We start from the raw sequence: 21584 nt of genomic DNA on the forward strand, positions 1-21584 counted from the left end.
GCCGAGGCTTCTTCTTCCCCATGCTCTCCATGATGGACATCCTCCCGGGGCAGAACCCCTGATCTCGGATGTCCGTCAAAGCGGATCAAGCCCACTTCGTTGTCTGGGTCAGCAGTGTCGAAGCCTCACGCTGACTAGCCTCGCCATTTCAGTTGGGTACGGCTGGCTTTGGGGCGGAAACGCGAAAGTGCCTTCCTGACCTGCGACGATGAACCTTGCTGAGGGGTTCTGTCGGTCCAGGCGGAGGGCACTTTCTACGTGCAGGGTATCGGGTTGCGTCCCAGGGTCCATGTCAGTGCCGATGGGTCGGGGATGGTCGGGCATGCCGGGGCACGGCTGCTGGCGGATCTGGCTGATGCCACGGGGCTGACGGCCGCGTACTCCGCCGCTCTCAGGTCGCTTCGGCCGCGCGGGACCGGACATGACCCGGGCCGGGTCGCCACCGACCTGGCGGTGATGCTCGCCGACGGTGGTGAGGCGATCGCGGATCTGGCTGTGCTGCGGGACCAGGCAGGGGTGTTCGGCACGGTCGCCTCCACGCCCCCCGCTTGGCGGTTGCTCGCCGGCACCGACGAGGCTGCACTCGCTTCGCTGCGAGCGGCCTGCGCCACGGCCCGGGAAGTCGCCTGGATGGAGGCCGCCGAGACCGGCGAGGGCATACCTGCTGCCCGGGCCGGCGGACGAGAACTGCCCGGCCTGATTCTGGACTTCGACGCCACGCTGGTGACCTGCCACTCCGAGAAAGAGCAGGCCGCACCCACCTATTAGGGCGGCTTCGGCTTCCATCCGCTGCTGTGTTTCCTCGCTAACACCGGCGAGGCCGTGTCGGGGCGGCTGCGGCCCGGGAACGCCGGAGCCAACACTGCCGCCGATCACGTTGTGGTGCTCGACCAGGCGCTCGCGCAGATCCCCGACACTCACCGGCACGGCACCGACATCCTTATCCGCGCCGATAGCGCCGGATCCGCGAAAGCCTTCCTCGCCCACGTCCGCGACCTGCGGAAACGAGGAATTCGTACCTTCTTCTCGGTCGGATACGCCATCACCGAGCCCGTCCGCCGCGCGATCCGCTCGGTGCCCGACCGCCTCTGGCATCCCGCCCTGGACCGGGACGGGACGCCGCGTGATGGCGCCGGGGTGGCCGAGCTGACCGGCATGGTTGATCTGGACGGCTATCCGACCGGCACCCGCATCATCGTGCGCCGGGAGCGGCCGCACCCCGGAGCCCAGCTGTCCCTGTTCGATCAGGACGAGGGCCTGCGGCATCAGGTGTTCCTCACCGACACCCCCTACTCCGGTGGCGGATCCGCACAGTTCCTGGAGGTCCGCCACCGCGGGCATGCCACGGTCGAGGACCACATCCGGTGCGGCAAGACCACCGGCTTCGGCCGCTTCCCCTCCCGCGGCTTCGCCGTCAACGCCGTCTGGCTCGAACTCAGCCTCGCGGCGATCGACCTGCTGGCCTGGACGCGCGTCCTGCTGCCGGACGGGGAGCTGGCCACTGCCGAGCCGAAAAAGCTCCGCTACCGGCTGCTGCACGTCGCCGCCCGCCTCACCCGCGGCGGCCGACGCCTGCGCTTGCGGATATCGGCTACCTGGCCCTGGAGAAACGAACTGGCCACGGCCTTCCATCGCCTTGCCGCACTGCCCCGTCCCGCCGGCTGACCGGCAAACCCCTGACCGCCCACGACCCGAAGGACCCTGGAGAACCCGACCACCGCGCCGGGTCTCCACCATGTCCGAGCACCGAAATCGCGTGCGTCACCAGGCAGTTGTCCCTCAGCAACGCCTCATCGCCCCAACCGAAACGGCGAGGCTACTGGCTGGCCGATACCGAAAGAGACTGCACCGGATGCCGTGAGCTGTGGGGCGTGGCAGCGGGTGAGCGGCAGGGACCTGCTGGCGGGGGCCCTGTTCGCGGCGACCGACTCGGCCGGCCGCCTGTGGTCATGCTGCTGGTCGCGGCGCTCACGGTGACGGCCGCGATGGTGGGAGTGCTGGTCTGACGTGCTCGGGCCGGGCCGGGCCGGTCCGGGATCAAACGCATGAACGAGTTGCCGCCGGATCCCTCGCGCCTGCACCCCGTAGCCGATGACTTCGAGGCTGCACTCGTGAACGCCTGCCCGATCCGGCCGTTGAACGTTGACGACGTGTCGTGGACCAGGGACCTCTTCGACCGCAAATTGATTGAGCGATAAGGTCATGCCTATGCCATCCGAGTCGCAGCCCGCAACCGGTCTGTTCCCGCGACGCCTGCCCGCCAGCCGCTTGGGTGTGGCAGTTGTCTCCGAGCTCGTCGACCTCATCGTGACGGGCCAGTTGAAAGAAGGCGAGTTGCTGCCCCCGGAGGGTCCGCTGAGCGAACACTTCGGCGTGAGTCGTACGGTGCTGCGTGAATCGGTGAAGCGGCTCGAGGAGAAGGGCCTGGTGATCGTTTCCCAGGGACGGGGCACCCAGGTGCGAGCGCCGGGGTATTGGAACATGCTCGATCCGGTGGTGCTGTCCGCGTTGATCGACAACGACGCGACGCTCGGTGTCCTTGACGAGCTGACGATCGTGCGGGCGAGCCTCGAGTCGGCGATGGCGGGCGCGGTGGCCGCTTCTCGCAGCGCAGATGGGTTGAGGAGGCTGGAGAACGCGTTGACCACGATGCGTGAAAGCGAGTCTGAGACGGACTCCTTCCGGCAGGCGGACGTGGTGTTCCACTACGCACTCATGGAGATCTCCGGCAACCGGCTGGCGGAGAACATCGCGAAGCATCTGTACAAGCGGGCCGTGGAGTCCAGCCGCTACCAGGGCATCGATCCCCCTGATGCGGTCGCACTGACGCTGGAGGAACACGCGGCGATCGTCGATGCCATCTCGAGGAAGGACGTCGCCGCGGCCCAGAAGGCGATGCACGATCACATCCACGTCTCGTGGGAGCGTCGTCGGCTGCCCGACCACGCGCCGAGGGAGCGTGGTCGGGCCCTCGATCAGGAGAGCGAGTAGACGTCGGCGGCGTTGCCGCCGAACACCCGCGCGCGTTCCGAAGGGGAAAGCCCCTCCAGCAACGTCTCCAGAGCGGACTTCCAGGACGCCGCTCCGCCGCCCAGTTCGGCCAGCGGCCAGTCGGAGCCGTAGAGCAGACGCCCGGGGCCGAAGGATTCCAGGGCGATCGTCACCGGTGCGGTGAGATCCTTCGCGCGCCATGATCCGGGGACGAGGCCCGAGGTGAGTCCCGAGACCTTCGCGACGACGTTCGGCTGCCGCGCGAACTCCCGCAGCCGGGACGCCCACGTGCTCCTTTCCTGCCCGGGCTCGGGCGGACCGCCCAGATGATCGAGCACGAAGCGGAGTCCGCCGTGGCGCGCGGCCAGGCGGGTCGCCTGCGGGAGCTGCCACTCACGCACGACGAGGTCGAAGCAGAGGCCCTCCTGCTCGAGGACGGTGAGGCCCGCACCGATCTCCTCGCGCGTCATCCACTCCGGGTCCGGGTCGATGTGGACCAGATGCCGCGCCCCGACGACGGGGACAGCGGCGTTCTCGCGGATTCGGTCGAGTTGGGGTCCGACCTCCGCCGCGAGGTCGACCCACGCGACGAGGCCGGCGACGGCTGGCGAGTCCAGCCCGGCGAGCCGGATGCTCTCGTCGAGGCTGTTGCTCGACTGCACCACCACGGCACCGTCGAGACCGGTCGAGTCCAGCATCCCGCTCAGATCGGGGACGCCGAAGTCGCGGGCGATCGGCGCCATGGTCTCCGGGTCGATCCAGTCCTGCGGGTCCACGGCCCGGTTCCACAGGTGCACATGGGCGTCGATGCCCGCACTCATGCGAGGTGCCACACTTCCTCGACAGGCTGCCACAGCGCCCCGGGATCACGCTCCTTAGCGATCCTCACCTGGCACGGGTCGGTGTGCGTCCACCATTCCTGCGAAGTGGGGTCGTCGGCGATCCGGCGCATGTCCGTTTCGTGGTCGTCGCCGACGTACTCGTAGTAGGCGAACAGGATGTCGCCGAAGATGAAGATGCTGTAGTTGCGCACGTTGCACTCGGTGAGCTTGCGTTCGACGCTCTGCCAGACGGCGCGGTGCAGCGCCAGGTACTCCTCGCGCTTGTCGGGCCGCACACCTACGACGAAGGCCCTGCGCTCGGGTCGACGGGTCATCGGGTTCGGCCTCGGCGGTGCGTCGGGTCGTCGATCACGTCGGGTTCGGCCACCAGCCGCAGGCCGGCGCGTTCGGGCCGGATGTGCGGGCCGGTCGCCGCGGGCCGGGGTGGAGCGGCGTCGGCCGGTGACATCCGGGACTCGTCGACGACGATACCGATGCCCGGGCGATCGCCCAGGACGATGCCTCCGTCGTCGAACTGCTGGTCGACGTCGAGACCGAGGGGGAAGTGAAGGTCCTGGACTTCGAAGGTCAGCAGGTTCGGTACGGCGGCGGCGGCGTGCGCGACCGGGTTCGCGTTGTAGGCGACGGGGCTCACCGGCAGGTCGTGGGCGTGGGCGAGCGTCGCGACGCGGAGGAAGTGGGTGATTCCCCATACGTTGCCGACCTGCACGATGTCCACCGCGTTGGCGTCGAGCAGAGGGCGGTACTGCTCCAGTCCGGTCAGGTTCTCGCCGCTGGCGATCGCCGCGCGCACCTTTCCGCGTAGCGAGGCCATGCCGGCCGCGTCCCATCGGCGCAGCGGTTCCTCCACCCAGGTGAGGTCCATGCGCTCTTCGATGGCGGCGACATACCGGGCAGCCTGGGCGTGGTTCCACGACTCGTTGGCGTCGAACATGAGCGCCGGCCGGCGGGAGTTGCGGCTGAGGACGTCGCGCATGATCTCCAGCCGGGGCAGGTCGCGGTCGAGGTCGCGGCCGCCCTTCAGCTTGCCGGCCTTGAACCCGCGGTCCGCGAACCGGCCGTAGAGGACCGCGAGGTCCTCGTCGGTCAGGCCGTACTCGAGACCGGACGCGTATCCGGGGACGAAGCGCTCGCGGGCTCCGAGGGTCCGCCAGAGCGGCTCGTCGGCGGCCTTGGCCTTGATGTCCCAGAGGGCCATGTCGACGGCGCCGACGGTGCCGAAGGTGGATCCCGAGTGACCGGTCTTGAACACCCAGTCGAGCATGCGGTCGTAGAGCGCCATGACCGACCGCGGGTCGTCGCCCTCGATCGCGGGGAAGACACGGGCGATGTCGGCATGGGCCCCGAGGCCCACTCCCTCGATTCCGCTGTCGGTCTCGATGATGAGGACGGGGACCGGCGTGGCGTGGCCCGGCTGGACACCGTTGACGTCCCCGGTGATTCTGCCCCAGTCGTGAACGGTGTTCAGACTGCGGTACCCGGTGATCTTCATCGGCGGGGGGTCTCCTTGCAGAGGCGAGTGGTCATTCCTTGGCTCCTCCAGCTGTCATGCCTGCGACCAGGAAGCGCTGGGAGAACAGGAAGACGACCAGGACGGGCAGGATCGACACGATCGTCCCCAGCGCCAAGGTGGGCAGCTGGACGGAGTCGGATCCCGCGGAGCTGGGATTGAAAGCCGGGGTCGACGCCAGGAGCGAGGTGAGCCCGACCTGGATCGGATAGCCGTCGCTCGAAGGCAGCATCACGAACGGGAGGAAGAAGTTGTTCCAGTTCTGTACGAAGCTGAAGAACGCCACCAGGGCGACGACCGGGGCGGCCAGCGGAAGGGCGATCCGGGTGAAGACCTGGAATCCGTTGCAGCCGTCGATGCGCGCGGCGGCGAGGATGTCACGAGGGATGCTGGTCGAGAAGTAGATGTAGGTGAGATACACGCCGAACGGGAAGAACGACATGGGCAGGATCACCGACAGCGGGCTCCCGATCAGGCTGACGCTGTTCAGTTCGAGGAAGATGGGCAGCACCAGTGCGGTGTTGGGGATCAACATGACGACGAGCGTCAGCACCAGCAGCGCCTGCCGAAGTCTGAACTCCGTGAGCGCGAGGGCGTAGCCGGCGGGGATGCTCACGACGAGCGTGATCACCAGAGCGCCGATCGCGTACAGCGCGGAGTTCCCGATCCAGGTGGTCACCGCACCGTCCTGGAAGTCGAACAACTGGTGCCAGTTGGCGACGAGGTCCGGCCACGAGCCGAGCGAGAACGGGTCCGAGACGACGAGGGACTTCGAGGACTTCGTGACCGCGAGCAGCAGCCAGACGATCGGGACGGCGAAGAACAGGACGAAGACGACGAGGAGGACGCCTACGAGGGACCGGCCGCTCCACCCGCTGAGGCTCGGCCGGCGGCGTGCGGCGGAGAGTGCTGCCATGGTCATTCCTTCTCGAACAGGCCGCCGCGGGTCACGAACACCCAGGACAGCAGGAGTGCGATGACCAGCAGGATCAGCGATATCGCGGCCGCGCCGTTGAAGTCGTTCTGCTGGAAGGCGTACTGGTAGGCCAGCTGGTTGAGCGAGTAGTCGTTGGGGACCACCGCATTGCTGGCCTGGCTGAGCAGCTGCGGCTCGACGAACAGCTGGGTGCCTGCCGCGAGCGACATGACCCCCATGTACGCGACCCACTTGCGCAGCATCGGAAGCTGGATCCGCAGCGCGATCTGGACGGCGTTCGCACCGTCGATGCGTGCGGCCTCGATTACTTCGGTGCTGATGTTGTTGAGGGCGCCGTACATGATGAGGATCCATCCGCCGGCTCCGGTCCAGAACGCGATGATCGCGAAGATCGCCGGCAGGTTGCCGGGCTGGATCACCTGCACGAAGCTGTCGAACCCCATCGCCTTGAGCAGACCGCTGACCGGGCTCGCGGTCGGGTCGAGGACGAAGAGCCACAACAGGACGCTGGACGCGCCGGCGAGCGCGCCGGGCAGGTAGTAGACGAAGCGCAGGGTCGTGCTCACCCACCGCACGCCGATGGCGTGGACCACCAGCGCCAGGCCGACGACGAACACGACCAGGCCGAGGAGCCAGATGATGAGATAGGTGGTCACGTGGAACACGGCCGGCCAGAAACGGAAGTCGCTGACGACCGTGGTGAAGTTGTCGATGCCCGCGAATCCGCCGTCGGCGTTCGTGAAGGCGAGGACCACGGCGTAGAGCGACGGCGCGATCCCGAAGACGACGGTGAACAAGGCGTAGGGCGAGACGAAGAGATAGCCGATCGGGCTGCGAGCGGAGGCGCGGCCGGCCGCCCGGCCGCTGCCCCGGCCCGGCCGCCGACGCCCGGAGGCGTCAACGGCCGGCCGACCACCCGGAGGAGCCAGGGTCATTTCAGTTCACCTTGTATCCGTTGACCTTGGCCTGGTTCTCGATGGCCGTCTGCCAGGTCGGCAGCAGGTCCACGATCGACTTGCCGCCGGTGATCCCAGGGGTGATCGTCTTCGCCCAGATCGCCTCCTGGCTGAACATGGGGTAGCCCCAGCCGTCCCAGACCTGCGACGCCGCGGTCACGACCGGCTGCAGCGAGGTGGCGTAGTACTTGCTCGCCTCCTGCTTGGCGACCCACTTCTGCCCGGCGGGCGCGTACGCCGGGTAACCCGGGGCGACATCGACCTGGTAGGCGTCGGCGGTGGTGACGAACTGGACGAACTTCTCGGCAGCCTTGAGGTTCTTCGAATGGCTGGAGACGAACCAGGTTCCGCCACCCACGTTGCCCGTCACCGCCCCGCTCTCGCCCTTCCACGGCAGCGGCGCGGCGACGCCGAGCTGGCCGGCCGGCACGTTGAGCGACTGAGGGTTGTTGAAGATCGCGCCGGCGTACCAGGCCGGACCCGGCATCATCAGCACCTTGCCCGAGTACTTCTTCAGGAACTCGGGGGTGAACACGCTGACCACCGGCACGGTTCCGTTGTCACGGAGGGTGTCGAGCAGCGAGGCCGCCCGCCTGCACTCGGTCGAGTCGGTCTTCACGGTGAGGGACTTGGGGCCGGGCACGTCATTGGCCTGGCACTTGCTTCCCCACATGAACACCTCGGGCGTCCAGGCGTCGCCGGCCGTACCGACGATGAAGCCGGGGTGCTCCTTGGCGACCTTCTCGCCGAGCGCCTGGTACTCCTCCCACGTGGTGGGGACGGCGTAACCGAACTTGTCCAGCAGGGACTTGTTGTACCAGAGCACCGCCTGGGCGAGGTCGTTGCGCAGGCAGTACAGGCGGCCGTCCACCGTGCAGGGGTTGAGCGAGCCTTCGGTGAAGTTGCCGAGCGTGTCCTTGGGGACGAGGCCCTTGTCCAGCACGGCCGCGAACGCCTGCTTGCCGCCGCTCTTCTGGCTGGCCCACGCCGCGTCGTTGTTCTGGCTGGAGAAGACGACGTCGGGCCAGCCGCTGCCGGCGCGGTCGAAGAGCTGCATCTTCGTCCGGAAGGAGTTGGACCCGTTGGCCGACCCGTCATAGGTGACGACCTTGATCTTGATGTCCGGGTTCGCCGCCTGGAACGCCTTCGCCGCAGCTTGTCGGTCCGCGTCCACCCAGACGGTGATCGTCGAGGAGGCCTCCTGCTTGGCCTCGGGAAAGCCATACGCCCCGTTCACCGAGCTTCCTCCGCCCCCGCAACCGGCGAGGGTCAGGAGCGCCGTCGCGACGCACATCACGGCGGCGGCCGACGCTCTGCGGCGCGAACGCACCCCTGTGTGGATTCCGACCATGAGATGTCCCTTGTCCTGTCGACTTCGTTGACGACTCCGCGTCGAGGACTGTAGGGCATACGTATTATGTTTGTCACGAGCTCGATACGTATCACTTTGAGCAGTTGCTGTCGGTGAGATCTTGTGGGGTCCGCAGCGAACGGCGGCCTTGTGATTGCCATAGTCTTCGGGTCTGCAGGCAGGTTCTCTCGGTAACTCGGGCCTGCTGAAGCCGACCGCGATCAGGAGACGCTCAACTCGGCCCCGCCGACGCGCGATTGAGTCGCTCGTGACGGACGGGAGTGGCCGTGTCCGGTCGCTGCCGGCGGCGCCGGCTGCAGGGCCGGGGTGTACAGCCGAATGCGTCCTGTCACCGGGCGAGGCCGGAAGCGCTCCGCCATCTCGTCAGCAGGGGCATCGGTTCTGATGGGCGCCGCCGCCCGGCAAGCGACTACGAACGTCGCCCTACCGGCGGCGAGGCGATGATCTGCTGGCCGACGACCTGGCTCATGAGCCGCCGCCCCTCGAGCGGATGTCCCGGCGGGAAACACCGGCCGGAGCCATCGAATTCGCAGCGCAGCCGCCGCGCGGGACGTACTCCGGCAGTCCGGGACCGTGACGGACAGCAGCGCCGTGGCCGCTTTCGCGCAGACCCCCGTGCCGCAACCCGTCTCGATCCCGCGGCCTCCACCGTTCGGCCCCCGTCCTGCGAAGTCCCCCCTCGCCAGAACGGGTGCCTCGCACACGTCCGAGGCACCGAACTGCGTGAGGCACGCCACGAAGTGGACGCCGTGCCTGCCGGTGCCGTGGCCACAGCCCGGCACGCGCGCCGCACGCCCAGCGCACCGACGTGGTCACGGCCGTCCGTCTCCCCGCGCCCTCCCACCCGTCGGAGCTCGGCGCCCGGCTCACCTCGCTCGGGGCGTCCTCGCGTACGGGGATGGATAGGGAGCGCCTGCGTCGACTGAGCGCCGACGCCCTGCGCGTGCCGGCCGTCGTGACCCGGACGCGGCGCGGGACTATGTCGACGCCTGCCTCGCCGCTGCCGGGAATGCCGAACGGCTGAGGCAGCGGTGGCGGTGGTGATCCGTCGGAGTAGCGGATGAGGGCGGCGGCCAGGCCGTCGTCGGCTCGCGCCGATCCGGCGCACCGGTGGGACCGCACCCTTGTGTCTGGGGGTGCGCCGTTCCCTGAAGAGCGGGCCGGTCGGCGCGTCGGGACCGACGATGCCCCTTGCGCCGACACCTTGCTCTCGCATGTCGCGAACGACCCGCCGGCCGAAGGCGTCGGCTCCGACTCGTCCCACCGAGACCACCACGGTGCCCAGTCGGCTGAGGGCTAGGGGAGAGCCTTATCGACCGAGCCAGCCACCGTCGACCGGCAGGATCGCCCCGGAGACGTAGCGCGCGGCGTCCGACGCCAAGAACACAGCAGCGCCTGCGATGTCCTCCGCTGTTCCCCACCGCCCTGCCGGGATCCGCTCGAGGATCGCGCGGGACCGGTCGGGGTCGTCCTGAAGCGCTTGGGTGTTGTCGGTCGCGATATAGCCCGGGGCGATGCCGTTGACGGTCACGCCGCGTCCCGCCCACTCGTTCGAGAGCGCCCGGATCAGTCCCGCCACGCCGGACTTGGCTGCCGCATACCCCGGCACATTGATACCGCCCTGGAACGAGAGCAGGGAAGCGGTGAAGACGATGCGCCCGTACTGCGCCTCCAGCATCCGCCGTCCGAGAATCTGGCTGAGCACGAAGGTGCTCGTGAGATCGACTTCGAGCACCTCGTCGAACCATTCGAGGGGGTGCTCGGCTGCGGGAGCGCGGCGGATGGTCCCGGCGTTGTTGACCAAGATGTCCACCGGGCGCTCGCCTGCGGCGAGTTCCTCGGCGAGCCGGGTCACCTGCCGGCGGTCCGCGAAGTCCACGCGGTGTCCCGAGAACTCACGGCCGAGCTCGCGCACGCGGTCGCCGACAGCCGACGAGGCCGGATCGAGGGTGGCGGAGAGTCCGACGATGTCGGCGCCCGCGGCGGCCAGAGCCTCGGCGACGGCGAATCCGATCCCACGCCTGGCCCCCGTCACGACGGCTAGGCGCCCGGTCAGGTCGAACAGGTTCATGACGCGCTCACCTCGACGAGCAGCTTCATCGCCTGCCCGGTCTCAAGGAGGCCGAAGGCCGATTCCACCTCTCTCAGGGGGACGGTACCCGTGATGAGCTTCTCGGCCGGGATGGCACACTCGGCCAGGAGCTCGATGGCGCGCTCGAAGTCACGGCGTTGGTAGACCCGTGCACCGAGCAACCTCAGTTCCCGCCAGAACACGCGGTGCAAGTCGATGGGCCGCGGTTGCGGATGGATGGCCACCACCACGAGCGTGCCGCGGACCTTCGCCAGGCTGGTGGCGCCGAGCACGGCGGCGGCCGAGCCGGAGACTTCGAACACGACGTCCGCTCCGGCGCCGTTCGTCCACTCCTCCACCCAGGCGACCTGGTCGACCGACAGGGGGTCCAGCGTCGTCAGCCCCATCTTCTCGGCGGCGGCCCGGCGGGTCGGGTCGATCTCGGCGATGGCGACCTCGGCACCGAACGCGGCGGCGACGATCGCGATCAGAACGCCGATCGGGCCCGCACCGATGACGACCGCCTTGTCGCCTGCGGCGAGTTCGGAACGTCGTACGTCGTGAACGGCCACCGCGAGGGGCTCCACGAGCGCGGCGTCTCGCAGCGAAATCCCCGAGGGCAGCCGCACGAGTGTCGACGCCGGTACATTCCAGTACTCCTGAAGGGCTCCGGGGCTGTCGATGCCTATGAAGTCCAGGTTCTGGCAGATGTGCTCGTTCCCCGCACGGCAGGCCGGACAAGTGCCGTCCCAGGCCAGCGGCATGACGGTCACCGCATCGCCCACCGACCAGCGCTCCACGCCGGCGCCGAGGGCGACGACCGTGCCTGACATCTCGTGTCCGATCGTCGCTGGCTTGCTGACCCGGCCTTCCATGTCCCCGTGGAACACATGGAGGTCCGTGCCGCAGATTCCGACGTACGCCACGGCGATGCGGACCTCCCCCGCACGCGGCTCAGCCGGTTCCTGCTCCTCGACGGTCATCGTGCGGGCACCCACGTAGCTTGCCGCCAACATACCGATCGGCTCCTCCTCGCCATGTCGCAGGCCGCGCCGGCCCCCGGGAGTTGCGCAGCCTAGCATGAAACATCATACGTATGCTGTCATGGTAGAACTCGACCTCGTGACCAGCAAGCAACCGCCACGCGACCACGCATCCACGCAGAAGACGCTGCCCGTCCGGGGCCTGCGTACCGGGCACCAGCTCACGGAACTGGGCCTGGGTACAGCCCAGTTCGGCAATCTGTTCACCGAGACGACCGACGAAGAGTCGTCTCGCGCCGTCGAAGCTGCGGCCGAGGAAGGGATCCGCCACCTCGACACCGCGCCGCACTACGGCCTCGGGCTGTCAGAACGCCGCCTGGGGGACGCCCTGCGTGCGAGCACTCGGCAAGGCATGGTCATCTCCTCGAAGGTCGGGCGCCTGCTCGTGGACAGCCCGGACACGGCTCACCGGCTCGACGACGACGGGTTCGTCGTCCCGGCGACGAAGAGGCGGGTCTGGGACTTCAGCCGCGACGGGATCCTTCGTTCCGTTGAGGAGTCGCTGGGGCGGCTCGGGACGGACCGGCTCGATATCGCCTATCTGCACGATCCGGACGACCACTGGCAGGCGGCATCGTCGAGCGGGATCGCCGCTCTGGCCGAGCTTCGGGACCAGGGCGTCGTCGGTGCCATCGGCGCCGGCATGAACCAGGCGGCGATGCTCGCCGAGTTCGTGAGGCGGACCGACGTCGACGTGGTGATGGTCGCTGGACGGTTGACTCTTCTCGACCAATCGGCACTGGACGACCTGCTGCCTGTCGCCGGCGCCCGCGGCGTGGGCGTCGTCGCCGCGGCGGTCTACAACTCCGGGCTGTTGAGCAATACGGCCGTGAACGGCTCGGCGTACTACGACTACGGGGCAGCGCCGCGGTCCGTCGTCGAACGCGCTGCCGGCATCGCCGCCGTCTGTGAGCGACACGGCGTGGAGCTTCCCGCCGCCGCCATCCAGTACCCGCTGCGGCACCCCGCGGTCGCCTCCGTGGTGACCGGGATGCGCACTGAGGAGCATGTGCGCAGCAATGTCGCGCGGTATCGGGCGGTGATCCCGGGGGCGCTGTGGGAGGAGCTGCACAGCACAGGACTGGTCCCGGACCCCGCTCGCACAAGTTAGCGCCCGGGCCCCAGGTAAACATCGTACGAATCTTGTGGCAAACATCATACGTATGCTAACCCTGTGGCGGGCATCAACGCCCCAGTCACAGGAAGCGATCGAACATGACATCGACGTCAGACTCGACACGCTCGGTGAGCAGACGGTGGAGGCGCAGGGCGGGCACCCTTGCGGCCCTCGGCGTCTGCGCCGTCATCGCATCAGTGCTCGTTCCCCTCCAGGCGCAAGCCGCGCCCCGGACGGTGTACTTCGCGGCGCCGGACGGGAAAGACTCCGGACACTGCAGCCAGTCACAGCCGTGCTCGCTCGAGCGGGCTCAGCATGTTGTCGGCCCGGCTGCCAAGCAGGGTGACGTAAGCGTTCAGCTTGCCGACGGCACCTATCGCCTTTCCGAGCCCCTCCGGTTCGGACCCGGCGATGACGGCGGCGACCACACCATCCACTGGACCGCCGCCCCGGACGCTCACCCCGTCATCACAGGCGCCTCGAGGGTCACCGGCTGGTCCAAGTCCGAGGCAGGCTCAGGCATCTGGGAAGCGTATACACCCAGCGGCCTCGACACCCGCCAGCTCTACGTGAACGGCGTGATCGCGCCTCGCGCCTCCATCCGCCTGGCCAACGCGGACGTCACGCCCACCGCAACGGGTCTCACCATCAAGAACCCGGCCCTGAGCTACCTCGCCACGCTCCCCGACCAGGGGCGCATCGAGTTCGAGTCCCTCGGCGACTTCACGAACCGCTACTCGCCGGTTCAGAGCATCAGTGCCACCGAGATCACGATGGCGCAGCCGGCGTGGAACAACAACACGTGGGGCTGGGACACCGTCCAGAACTCCTTCCTGGCCGGTCCGACCTGGTACCTCGACAACTCGCTGAGCTTCCTCACCCAGGTCGGCCAGTGGTACGTCGATCCGGACGCCGGGAAGCTCTACTACAAGCCGGCGAACGGGGTCGATCCCAACCAGCTCGACATCGAGCTGCCCCGTCTGGAGACACTGATCAGCATCGGCGGGACGTACGACAAGCCCGTGACCGGTCTTGCCTTCGAGGGCATCCAGTTCTCCGGAACCTCCTGGCTCGGCCCCTCGACCGACGGGTACGCGGACCAGCAGAACGGCCTCTTCATCAAGGGCGCCTACGACTACCGCCCCGCCGACGCCTTCACCAGCTGCTCGCGCGGTTGCGAGATGTTCGAACGAGCGCGCACCAGCTGGTACCAGGAGCCCGCCGCCGTGCAGGTCTCCGCTGCCAGCCGCATCTCGTTCACCGGCAACACGTTCACCAACCTCGGCCAGTCGGCGTTGGGTGTCGGAAACGACGCCAATGCCACGACGACCGGCGTCGGGCTGGGCGCCAGCAACATCGACGTGGTCGGCAACCGGTTCATGGAGGACAGTGGGCACGGCGTCGCGGTCGGCGGCGTACTGCCTGACGCGCACCACCCCAGCGACCCGAGGATGACCAACCAGAACATCCTGATCGCCAACAACACGATCAATCGCGTGGGCGTGGACTACAAGGACAACAGCGGCATCCTCAGCACCTACGTCACCAACGCCCGCATCCTGCACAACGAGGTCTCCAACGTCCCCTATGACGGCATCGACACCGGCTACGGCTGGGGCATCAACGACGCCGGGGGGTCGAACGACTACGTCGACCGCGGCTACTACAAGTGGAACCCGCTGTACACGACGCCCACTACGCTCAAGGACAACCGTGTCGAGGGCAACCTCGTGCACAACACGAAGGCCCGCTTCGCCGACGGCGGATCGGTCTACAACCTCTCCGCCAGCCCGGGAACCGTGGTCGACAAGAACTACCTGTTCAACATCTCAGGAGTCGGCCTCTACCTCGACGAGGGCTCGCGCTCGATGACATATGAGAACAACGTGGTCCAGGGCGGTTCCTTCCTCTTCACCAACGCGTCCAGCCTCCGCAACAACACCAGCGACAACCTCATCCAGAACAACTGGTACAACTCGGGCGGAGCCTCGACGCCGAACGCCGCGGCGCACCACAACCAGCTGATCAACAACGTGAAGGTAGCCGGCGCCAACTGGCCCGCGGGCGCACGGGACGTGATCTGCAAGGCGGGTGTCGCGCCGCAGTACCGGACGTCGCTCAACGCGAACCAGTTCGGCTTCACCGGGTGCCCGTCCGGTGGACCGGTCGCGCCCGGCCTCCGTACTGCCGGAGCGTCGGCCGTCAGCTCGTACTTCGGCCAGAGCTTCGGTAGCCTCGGGATCGCGGCGGCGGGCGCCGACGTGTGGGGCGCCGGCGGTCAGCACGACGACCAGTTCGGCTCCATCTACCGGTCCGGTTCGTTCGCGGCCGACTCGAGCGTGTCCACCCGGGTCGTGTCGGTCAACGACGCGAACGCCTGGGCCAAGTCCGGGGTCATGGTCCGCAACGACATGACGAAGGCGGGCAGTTCGGCCGGGTACGCAGTCGTCGCGGTCACCGCCCGCAACGGCGTCGTGTTCGAGTGGGACGCCGACGGCGACGGGTACCTGGACACCGACGCCCGCGCCGGCGTCGACATCTACCGCCCCATCTGGGTGAAGCTCACCCGGTCGGGCACCTCGTTCAGCGCCTCGTACTCCTACGACGGCGCCAACTATGTCGCGATCGGTCAGCCCGTGACGTTGGCCTCGGCGGCAGCGAAGCAGGATGCGGGCATCTTCTCCACGTCCCACGACGTCACGCAGTCAGCGATCAACCAGTTCGACTCCGGCACCGTCACGGCCGTAACGACGCCGTAGGTGCCGCTCACGGCGGGTCGACGACAGGAGCGGCGAGGTGTTCTGGAACGCGCCGGCAGAGTGACGGTTCAGGTTCACGGACTCTGGCGGCGGGCGTATGAGCACCAGAGTGCCAAGTGACCTGTCGTCGACCGTCAGGCCGTGCGGGGCGGGTGTACGCTCGCCCCGCACGGTGTTCTGACCCGGTGCGGAGGGTCGAGTTGCTGGAGTGCCGCAGCAGGCGATTCCTTTGCTGGTGACCTGGCACTCGTCAACGCCGTCCAGGACGAGAAGAAGCGTACGTCCGCCTCGGCATCGGACGAGCCGGCAGCGGGCGCACGTCCTGTGGGGCCAAGTCGGCTGAGTACCGAAACAGGCGCCGGTCAGCGGCACAACCGACGGTGGCCGGCGATACCGGCTTGATGTGTCCATAGGAAACCCGTGGGAGTCGGCAGGGAGGTCCTCTGCCACAGGGGTGCCGAATCTGTCCAGTCGCATACGGCACCCCTTCGGCCAAGGACCCCGAACCTTTCGCCGCAGGACCACGCTTGGCACTCTGCTCACCCGACAGCGAGGAAGTGTCAGGACTTGTGGATGAGGGGTGGCTGGGTGCTGGCAGGCATAAAGGCTTGAGTCTCCAGTAGAGGGAGGCTCAAAGGTGGGAGCATGGACGGCGCACGCTCCACTCGGTCGGCGAGCTCGCCCAGCGGACCGGTCGCACGGTCAAGACCACTCGGTCCTACTCCGATCGCGGAATCGTGATACCGACGGACCACAGCCCGGCCGGCTACCGCCCCTGCGACATCGACGCCGTCGCACGCCCGGACCTCGTGCGGGCGTTGCGCGAGCTGGGACTGGACCTTCCGACGATCCGTATGGTCGTGGACCGCGAGCTCTCCCTTCCCGAGGTCGCGGCAGCGCACGCCGAAGCACTGGCAGTGCAGATCAACGTACTCGCGCAGCAGCTCGCCGACCGGCACGTCCCGACCACGGTCAGGCACCTGCACGCCCACCTTCCCCGCGTCCTGAAGAACTGAGCCACCGACCACAAGGGCCCGGCCCGCATCTGCGGAGGCCGGGCCCCTTTTGCGTTCCGGGGGTCAGGCGTTCGTGAGCCAGTCCTGGTCGAGGCGGTCGGTCAAGTCGGCGGCGGCGAAGGCGGCCTCCAGTTCCTGGCGGCCCTCGGTGTAGTGCGCCCAGCTGTCGTGGTGGACGGGGACGACGCGGCGGGCACCGAGAATCTGGGCGGCCTCGGCGGCCTGGGCGCTGTCCAGGACGACCGGCCGGCCGTCGAAGAGTACGGGGAAGCAGGGCGCGCCGGCGAACAGGATGGCGGTGTCCACCGGGGCGAAGCGCTCGGCGATCTCCCTGACCGCGTCGAGCGAGGCGTTGTCGCCGCTGACGTAGACCGACGGCAGCCCCTTACCTGTCAGCACGAAGCCGACGACCTGGCCGGCGATCGGCTCGACCTCCTCACGCCGCCCGGGGCCGTGGATGGCTGGCACGCCGGTGACGGTGATGGCGCCGCCGCCCGGACGCTGCAGGTCGACCGACTCCCAGTCGGCCAGGCCCGTGGCCTTCGCCCCGAGGCGCTCGCCGCCGCCGGGGGTGGTGAGGGTGAGGGGGACGTCGGCGAGCAGGGCGCGGCCGGAGATGTCGAGGTTGTCGGCGTGCTCGTCGTGCGAGAGCAGGACCACGTCGACGGGGCCGACATCGTCGGGCGTGATGGCGGAGCCGGCGGTCTTGGTCAGGGTCGGGGCGCCGGGGGTGGCGTAGTCGCGGGGGCCGTCGAAGGTCGGGTCGGTCAGAAAGTGCAGGCCGCCGTACTCGAACAAGGCGGTCGGGCCGCCGAAGGTTCGGACCGGGAACTGCTGGGCGTCGTGCTGGTTCATGCCGTCCTCTCGTTTCCGCACGAAAAATTTGCTCCCTTTTCGTGATCCTACGGAGACGACGGCGGCCTGGGCGCCCTGATCGTGCCGCGTCGCTTCTTCGTCCTTGAGCTCATGCAGCTGTGGCGGCGGCCACGGCTCCGGTCAGGTCGATGGCCACCGACGCCTGGCCTACGAATGCCTGGTCTGCCTGTGGCCTCAGCCGCTACCGGAGCCGAGCGGGTAGGTGTCCCGGATCAGCCGGGCGATGTCCTCGCGGACCGACAGGAGGTCTCTCAAGGACTGATCCAACTGGTCCAGCATGACCTGGAGTTGGGCCTCCGAGACATGAGGGTCGCGCAGGGACTCGACGAACTCGCCCCGGTGTTCCAGCACCCACCTCGATCGCTCGGCAACCGCCGTCTCGTACGCATGAAGGATCTCCGGGCAGTAGATCATCATCATGCTGCGCAGGGTGCGGCGCGCTTCGGCCCGGCGCTGCGAACCGCGCCATCTCCGCAGCCACGGGACCATCGGCCGCAGAACCCGGTCGGCGTCCCCCGTGATCCGTTCGATGAAGCCGCGATGCAGGCGCATCCGGTGGTCTGGAGCCATTTGAGGAGGGCCGCCCCGATAGAACCACGGGGAACCCGTCAGGCGAGCGTCGAGGGCATACTCGACAGCTTGGTTGCTCTCCTGGGCCACGCTGCACCACTCGTCCAGCACGGTGAAGAGCTCCATCAGGCCGTCCCGAGTGTTCGGCCACCCCTGGGCGGGCACCGTGGCCTTCCTGATCGCATCGGCGATGCTTGCTCCGGCCTTCGCCATGCTCGCTGCTTCGGCACCCGTGACCACATGTCCCCCTGACCGCTCGCTCCTGCAGCCAGGATGCGTCGGCATCGTGGGAGGTGTCCACAGCCGGGGTCTGTGCAGCGCGCCGTGCCACATCGGCCCACCGCGGCACGAGCTGGTGTCGCTGTCAGAGGCGCGCCGTATTGTCGGTCAGTATGACCCCCTCTCCGGGCGAGATCTGGCTGCTGGAGGTCACGATCCAGTGGGCGCACGCCGAGGACACCCGCCGGCACCAGCAGCGCGCCGCCTTGCGCGCCGTCGTCTCATACCACGGTGACACCCAGATCTGGACCACTTGGATCGGCGCACTGGACCTGCCGAGCGCAGCCAAGCTGCAGACGCTCTTCGACGCAGCCCGCAGGTACGGGACGGGCGTCCGCCTCGAACACGCACCCGCCCCGGCCAGGTGGACGGGCCCGGTCTTCACGGCCGACGCCGAGGTTACTGCGCTCTTGGTGACCAAAGCCGATGATGGCCGTCGGCTTGGCGAGTTGACCGTCGTCTGAATGCAGCCGGGTTCCAGCGCGATACGCCGCATTCAGGGCCATGCCCGGTGAGGAAAGCAATCGGGGACCTGACTGCCGCCCGCTCGTCGGCTGCGCTCAGCGCAGCCGACGGCGGTAGGACGGGAAGAAGCTCCCAGAGGTCCCAGACATATGACGCGCAATGCCCCACCGTCCGGACCGCACGGGCCTGGGGGCGGTGCAATGGCCGGGGCTTACTCGTGCGTCGTCAGGCGGGAGTGATGTTCTCCGCCTGCGGGCCCTTCTGGCCCTGCGTGATGTCGAAGTTCACCTTCTGGCCTTCCTGGAGCTCACGGAAGCCCTGGGCGGCGATGTTCGAGTAGTGGGCGAAGACGTCGGGGCCGCCGCCGTCCTGCTCGATGAAGCCGAAGCCCTTTTCCGAGTTGAACCACTTCACAGTGCCTGTAGCCATGTGCTGTCTCCTTCGAGGGAACTCGTATCGGGCCCCGCACCGTGCGGGATCCGGAGGTGATCGCCTGGTCCGGAGAGGCCTTGAACAGCAAAAACGCCCGTGATTGCGATCACGGGCGAACGGGACTTCGGAACCACGACTGCTGATGACGACGCTACACCGGCTGGTGGGCCTCGGCCACTGGAACACGGAGTTGCCCTCACAGACTGCGTTCGTCACCACTCAAATCCCGAGGCCGGCGATGGTGGGAGCACACGCGCCGTCGACCTCGAGTTGCCCGCCTGACTGGCCGTTCTCTATCCGGCCGTGTGCTCGGTCTGGTTCGAACGGGGGTCCTGGATCAGGTGACTTGTGGGCTGGTGGGGCATAGAGGAAGGGCCTCTTGGTAGTCATCCTGGGCCCTGTCGGTCCCGCCCCGTGGCCGGGAAAATCGGGGCTGGTGCCCGTCCGGAGGACGTCGATAGAGCTTGGTGCCGAACGTTGAGCCCGTTTGGAAGTCGGATGCGGGGGCCGAGCGCAGGAGTCCAGTGATGTTGCCGCGAGCACGCAAGAGAGCTTCTTTGAACCCTGTGGTCCCTGATGGGCGGGCACCGCTACTGGTGCACGCGAGGAAGGGCGGGGTGGGGCATGGATGTGATCGAGGAGCGGTGCGGGGGCGCCGACTTGGGCAAGGCGGATGTCAAGGTATGCATCCGGGTTCCGGGCACCGGCAGGCGCGCCCGTTATGAGATCCGTACGTTCTCCACGATGAACGACGGCCTGGTGGAGCTGCGGGACTGGCTAGTGGAGAACAGGATCGCCCGGATCGGCACGGAGGAGACGGCGTCGTACTGGAAACCGCTGTTCTACCTGCTCGAGGCCACTGAGGGGATCGAGCCGTGGCTGCTCAACGCTCGGCACATCAAGACTGTTCCCGGCCGCAAGACCGACGTGAAGGGCTGCCAGTGGACCTGCAAGCTGGTCGGACACGGCCTGGCCGCCCCTCTTTCGTTCCCCCGCGTGACATCCGTCAGCTGCGGGACCTCACCCGGTATCGCACCGAGACGGTCCGGGACCGGGCCCGCGACGTGAACCGCCTTGCGATGTTCCTGGAGGACACCGCAATCAAGCTGTCCTCGGTCGTCACCGACATCACTGGCCGCTCGGCGCGGGCCGTCTCCCGGTCCACACCGGCCTGTACGTCGGCGACGCCCTCGCACGAGGCGCGGTGGCCGCTGGACAACAGGTCGTGCAGCGTGCCCGGGTCGCTCACACGGTGGGCCTGGGCGACGAGGTCGAGCAGCAGGGCTGTGGGGTTCATCTCCATGGTCATCTCCTCCTCCACTGTAGGGGGCCTGCCGCGCCACGGGCTTCGGCCGGCGCGGCAGGCGGTGGTCATCAGCTGTGAACGGTGCAGCCGTCGCACAGGGCGCGGCCGCGGATGCGGGCCAGTTCGGGTTCCTTGCGGGGCTCCTTCTGCAGGGCTGCTCGTACCTGCTTCATGAGGGCGGTGAACTCGGGACCGTCGTCCTGGCAGACGACGCCGGAGTCGGGCGCCCCGCACTGCTTGGCGTGCCGGATCAGGTCGGCGATGCGCCAGTCCGCTCGGAAGCTGTCGCCCCGCGCCCGCTCGACCTCGGCGTACAGGTCGGCCAGCCGCGGCCGGCGGCCGGCGGAGAGCAATACATCACGCTTGGAAGCGAAGACGCACAACGAGCAGGGACATGTTGACCGGACTAGCGGGAGCGACACGCGTGTGTCGTGCACGGTCCGTCGTGCTGCATCGGTAGGAAGTCATGCGACCCGAATGGAGGGATGCGCGTGGCACTACCGAACGATGTGGAGCGCGATGTCGATGCGATCCGGCTGCCACGGTGGGGACGAGTGGTTGAGACGGGCGGCGTCGTGCCCTACGAGGTACAGGACGCCGACGGACAGCCGATCGAGCCCGTACGCCGGTACCTGCGTGACTTCGTCGCCCAGGGACGCCGTGTCGGAAGCGTACGGAGCTACGCCTACGACCTGTTGCGGTGGTGGCGGTGGCTTCTGGTCGTCGAGGTTGAGTGGGACAAGGTGACGTCGGCAGAGGTGCGGGAGTTCGTGCTGTGGCTGCAACGCACCTCGAAACCGCGTCCTACCCCCAGGAAGAAGTCGGCCGCCACCGCCGGCACCATCAACCCGATCACGCGCAAGCAGCACCCAGGAGATCAGTACGCCGTCCGCACGATCCGTCACAGCAACGCGGTGATCCGCAGTTTCTACGAGTTCTGGATCGAGCGGGGGGTGCCTCTATGTCTTTCGTCAAGCGAGGCGTGGGGTTCGGGGTTCGTAGAAGGCGCCGTCGCGGAGCATCGCGAAGAGCACGCTGATGC

17 protein-coding genes and 4 pseudogenes are annotated in these 21584 nt (G+C 68.1%); 8 read left to right on the top strand and 13 right to left on the bottom strand.

Annotated elements, in window-relative coordinates; genetic code table 11:
- The first annotated feature begins 228 nt into the window (after positions 1-228).
- Both ACZ4O3_RS43385 and ACZ4O3_RS43390 read left to right on the top strand, forming a co-directional pair.
- Positions 229-1665, top strand: a pseudogene (locus ACZ4O3_RS43385) (IS1380 family transposase).
- A 543-nt stretch (positions 1666-2208) separates the two neighbouring features.
- Positions 2209-2991, top strand: a complete 783-nt coding sequence (locus tag ACZ4O3_RS43390; protein ID WP_467727918.1) for a FadR/GntR family transcriptional regulator — start codon at positions 2209-2211, stop codon at positions 2989-2991.
- On the opposite strand, the gene ACZ4O3_RS43395 is transcribed toward ACZ4O3_RS43390, so the two are convergent.
- The 8 genes from ACZ4O3_RS43395 to ACZ4O3_RS43430 form a co-directional block, all read right to left on the bottom strand.
- Positions 2976-3812, bottom strand: a complete 837-nt coding sequence (locus ACZ4O3_RS43395) for an amidohydrolase family protein (RefSeq protein WP_467727920.1) — start codon at positions 3810-3812, stop codon at positions 2976-2978. The genes ACZ4O3_RS43390 and ACZ4O3_RS43395 overlap by 16 nt on opposite strands.
- Positions 3809-4147 carry an L-rhamnose mutarotase gene (locus ACZ4O3_RS43400; RefSeq protein WP_467727922.1) on the bottom strand — a complete coding sequence of 113 codons (339 nt, stop codon included), beginning with the start codon at positions 4145-4147 and terminating at the stop codon, positions 3809-3811. Before ACZ4O3_RS43400 ends, ACZ4O3_RS43395 begins: the two co-directional genes overlap by 4 nt.
- On the bottom strand, positions 4144-5325 hold the full coding sequence (locus tag ACZ4O3_RS43405) for a mandelate racemase/muconate lactonizing enzyme family protein (RefSeq protein WP_467727923.1): 1182 nt from the start codon (positions 5323-5325) through the stop codon (positions 4144-4146). Before ACZ4O3_RS43405 ends, ACZ4O3_RS43400 begins: the two co-directional genes overlap by 4 nt.
- A gap of 31 nt (positions 5326-5356) precedes the next feature.
- A complete protein-coding gene (locus ACZ4O3_RS43410) occupies positions 5357-6259 on the bottom strand; it encodes a carbohydrate ABC transporter permease (RefSeq protein ID WP_467727925.1) in 903 nt (300 codons plus the stop codon).
- 2 nt (positions 6260-6261) lie between these two features.
- Positions 6262-7215 carry a carbohydrate ABC transporter permease gene (locus tag ACZ4O3_RS43415; protein ID WP_467727927.1) on the bottom strand — a complete coding sequence of 318 codons (954 nt, stop codon included), beginning with the start codon at positions 7213-7215 and terminating at the stop codon, positions 6262-6264.
- A 1-nt stretch (position 7216) separates the two neighbouring features.
- On the bottom strand, positions 7217-8473 hold the full coding sequence (locus ACZ4O3_RS43420) for an ABC transporter substrate-binding protein (RefSeq protein ID WP_467727929.1): 1257 nt from the start codon (positions 8471-8473) through the stop codon (positions 7217-7219).
- A 1444-nt stretch (positions 8474-9917) separates the two neighbouring features.
- On the bottom strand, positions 9918-10679 hold the full coding sequence (locus ACZ4O3_RS43425; protein WP_467727931.1) for an SDR family oxidoreductase: 762 nt from the start codon (positions 10677-10679) through the stop codon (positions 9918-9920).
- Positions 10676-11695: a zinc-dependent alcohol dehydrogenase gene (locus ACZ4O3_RS43430; protein WP_467727932.1), complete on the bottom strand. Its 1020-nt coding sequence runs from the start codon at positions 11693-11695 to the stop codon at positions 10676-10678. The genes ACZ4O3_RS43425 and ACZ4O3_RS43430 overlap by 4 nt, the downstream gene beginning before the upstream one ends.
- 154 nt (positions 11696-11849) lie before the next feature.
- Between ACZ4O3_RS43430 and ACZ4O3_RS43435 the strand changes: the two genes are divergently transcribed.
- Positions 11850-12833: an aldo/keto reductase gene (locus ACZ4O3_RS43435; protein ID WP_467727940.1), complete on the top strand. Its 984-nt coding sequence runs from the start codon at positions 11850-11852 to the stop codon at positions 12831-12833.
- A gap of 290 nt (positions 12834-13123) precedes the next feature.
- Here the strand turns inward: ACZ4O3_RS43435 and ACZ4O3_RS43440 are convergent, their stop codons facing one another.
- Complete coding sequence (locus ACZ4O3_RS43440; protein ID WP_467727934.1) at positions 13124-13267, bottom strand: hypothetical protein; 144 nt, start codon at positions 13265-13267, stop codon at positions 13124-13126.
- Positions 13268-13417: 150 nt separating this feature from the next.
- Between ACZ4O3_RS43440 and ACZ4O3_RS43445 the strand changes: the two genes are divergently transcribed.
- On the top strand, positions 13418-15598 hold the full coding sequence (locus ACZ4O3_RS43445; RefSeq protein ID WP_467727935.1) for a right-handed parallel beta-helix repeat-containing protein: 2181 nt from the start codon (positions 13418-13420) through the stop codon (positions 15596-15598).
- Between the two features lie 656 nt (positions 15599-16254).
- Positions 16255-16533 (top strand): annotated as a pseudogene (locus ACZ4O3_RS43450) (MerR family transcriptional regulator); the annotation flags it as partial.
- A gap of 144 nt (positions 16534-16677) precedes the next feature.
- On the opposite strand, the gene ACZ4O3_RS43455 reads toward ACZ4O3_RS43450, so the two are convergent.
- Positions 16678-17469 carry an MBL fold metallo-hydrolase gene (locus tag ACZ4O3_RS43455; RefSeq protein WP_467727941.1) on the bottom strand — a complete coding sequence of 264 codons (792 nt, stop codon included), beginning with the start codon at positions 17467-17469 and terminating at the stop codon, positions 16678-16680.
- 195 nt (positions 17470-17664) lie between these two features.
- Positions 17665-18273, bottom strand: a complete 609-nt coding sequence (locus tag ACZ4O3_RS43460) for a hypothetical protein (protein ID WP_467727936.1) — start codon at positions 18271-18273, stop codon at positions 17665-17667.
- A 179-nt stretch (positions 18274-18452) separates the two neighbouring features.
- Between ACZ4O3_RS43460 and ACZ4O3_RS43465 the strand changes: the two genes are divergently transcribed.
- Positions 18453-18803: a hypothetical protein gene (locus ACZ4O3_RS43465; RefSeq protein WP_467727937.1), complete on the top strand. Its 351-nt coding sequence runs from the start codon at positions 18453-18455 to the stop codon at positions 18801-18803.
- A gap of 226 nt (positions 18804-19029) precedes the next feature.
- On the opposite strand, the gene ACZ4O3_RS43470 is transcribed toward ACZ4O3_RS43465, so the two are convergent.
- On the bottom strand, positions 19030-19233 hold the full coding sequence (locus tag ACZ4O3_RS43470; protein WP_093496951.1) for a cold-shock protein: 204 nt from the start codon (positions 19231-19233) through the stop codon (positions 19030-19032).
- A 627-nt stretch (positions 19234-19860) separates the two neighbouring features.
- On the opposite strand from ACZ4O3_RS43470, the pseudogene ACZ4O3_RS43475 reads away from it, so the two are divergent.
- Positions 19861-20390 (top strand): annotated as a pseudogene (locus tag ACZ4O3_RS43475) (IS110 family transposase); the annotation flags it as partial.
- A 220-nt stretch (positions 20391-20610) separates the two neighbouring features.
- Here ACZ4O3_RS43475 and ACZ4O3_RS43480 read toward each other — a convergent pair.
- The gene (locus ACZ4O3_RS43480; RefSeq protein WP_467727939.1) at positions 20611-20895 is read right to left on the bottom strand and encodes a hypothetical protein; all 285 of its coding nucleotides are present in this window, start codon (positions 20893-20895) and stop codon (positions 20611-20613) included.
- A 132-nt stretch (positions 20896-21027) separates the two neighbouring features.
- On the opposite strand from ACZ4O3_RS43480, the pseudogene ACZ4O3_RS43485 reads away from it, so the two are divergent.
- A pseudogene (locus ACZ4O3_RS43485) lies at positions 21028-21303 on the top strand (site-specific integrase); the annotation flags it as partial.
- Positions 21304-21584: the final 281 nt, after the last annotated feature.

The organism is Streptomyces sp. NPDC026515, assembly GCF_055567595.1.

Bases quoted from the DNA above. Each gene is read 5' to 3' on its own strand.
- ACZ4O3_RS43460 (WP_467727936.1), bottom strand. From the start codon at position 18,273: ATGGCGAAGGCCGGAGCAAGCATCGCCGATGCGATCAGGAAGGCCACG.
- ACZ4O3_RS43470 (WP_093496951.1), bottom strand. From the start codon at position 19,233: ATGGCTACAGGCACTGTGAAGTGGTTCAACTCGGAAAAGGGCTTCGGC.
- ACZ4O3_RS43395 (WP_467727920.1), bottom strand. From the start codon at position 3,812: ATGAGTGCGGGCATCGACGCCCATGTGCACCTGTGGAACCGGGCCGTG.
- ACZ4O3_RS43430 (WP_467727932.1), bottom strand. From the start codon at position 11,695: ATGTTGGCGGCAAGCTACGTGGGTGCCCGCACGATGACCGTCGAGGAG.
- ACZ4O3_RS43410 (WP_467727925.1), bottom strand. From the start codon at position 6,259: ATGGCAGCACTCTCCGCCGCACGCCGCCGGCCGAGCCTCAGCGGGTGG.
- ACZ4O3_RS43390 (WP_467727918.1), top strand. From the start codon at position 2,209: ATGCCATCCGAGTCGCAGCCCGCAACCGGTCTGTTCCCGCGACGCCTG.
- ACZ4O3_RS43455 (WP_467727941.1), bottom strand. From the start codon at position 17,469: ATGAACCAGCACGACGCCCAGCAGTTCCCGGTCCGAACCTTCGGCGGC.
- ACZ4O3_RS43425 (WP_467727931.1), bottom strand. From the start codon at position 10,679: ATGAACCTGTTCGACCTGACCGGGCGCCTAGCCGTCGTGACGGGGGCC.
- ACZ4O3_RS43415 (WP_467727927.1), bottom strand. From the start codon at position 7,215: ATGACCCTGGCTCCTCCGGGTGGTCGGCCGGCCGTTGACGCCTCCGGG.
- ACZ4O3_RS43405 (WP_467727923.1), bottom strand. From the start codon at position 5,325: ATGAAGATCACCGGGTACCGCAGTCTGAACACCGTTCACGACTGGGGC.
- ACZ4O3_RS43465 (WP_467727937.1), top strand. From the start codon at position 18,453: ATGACCCCCTCTCCGGGCGAGATCTGGCTGCTGGAGGTCACGATCCAG.
- ACZ4O3_RS43400 (WP_467727922.1), bottom strand. From the start codon at position 4,147: ATGACCCGTCGACCCGAGCGCAGGGCCTTCGTCGTAGGTGTGCGGCCC.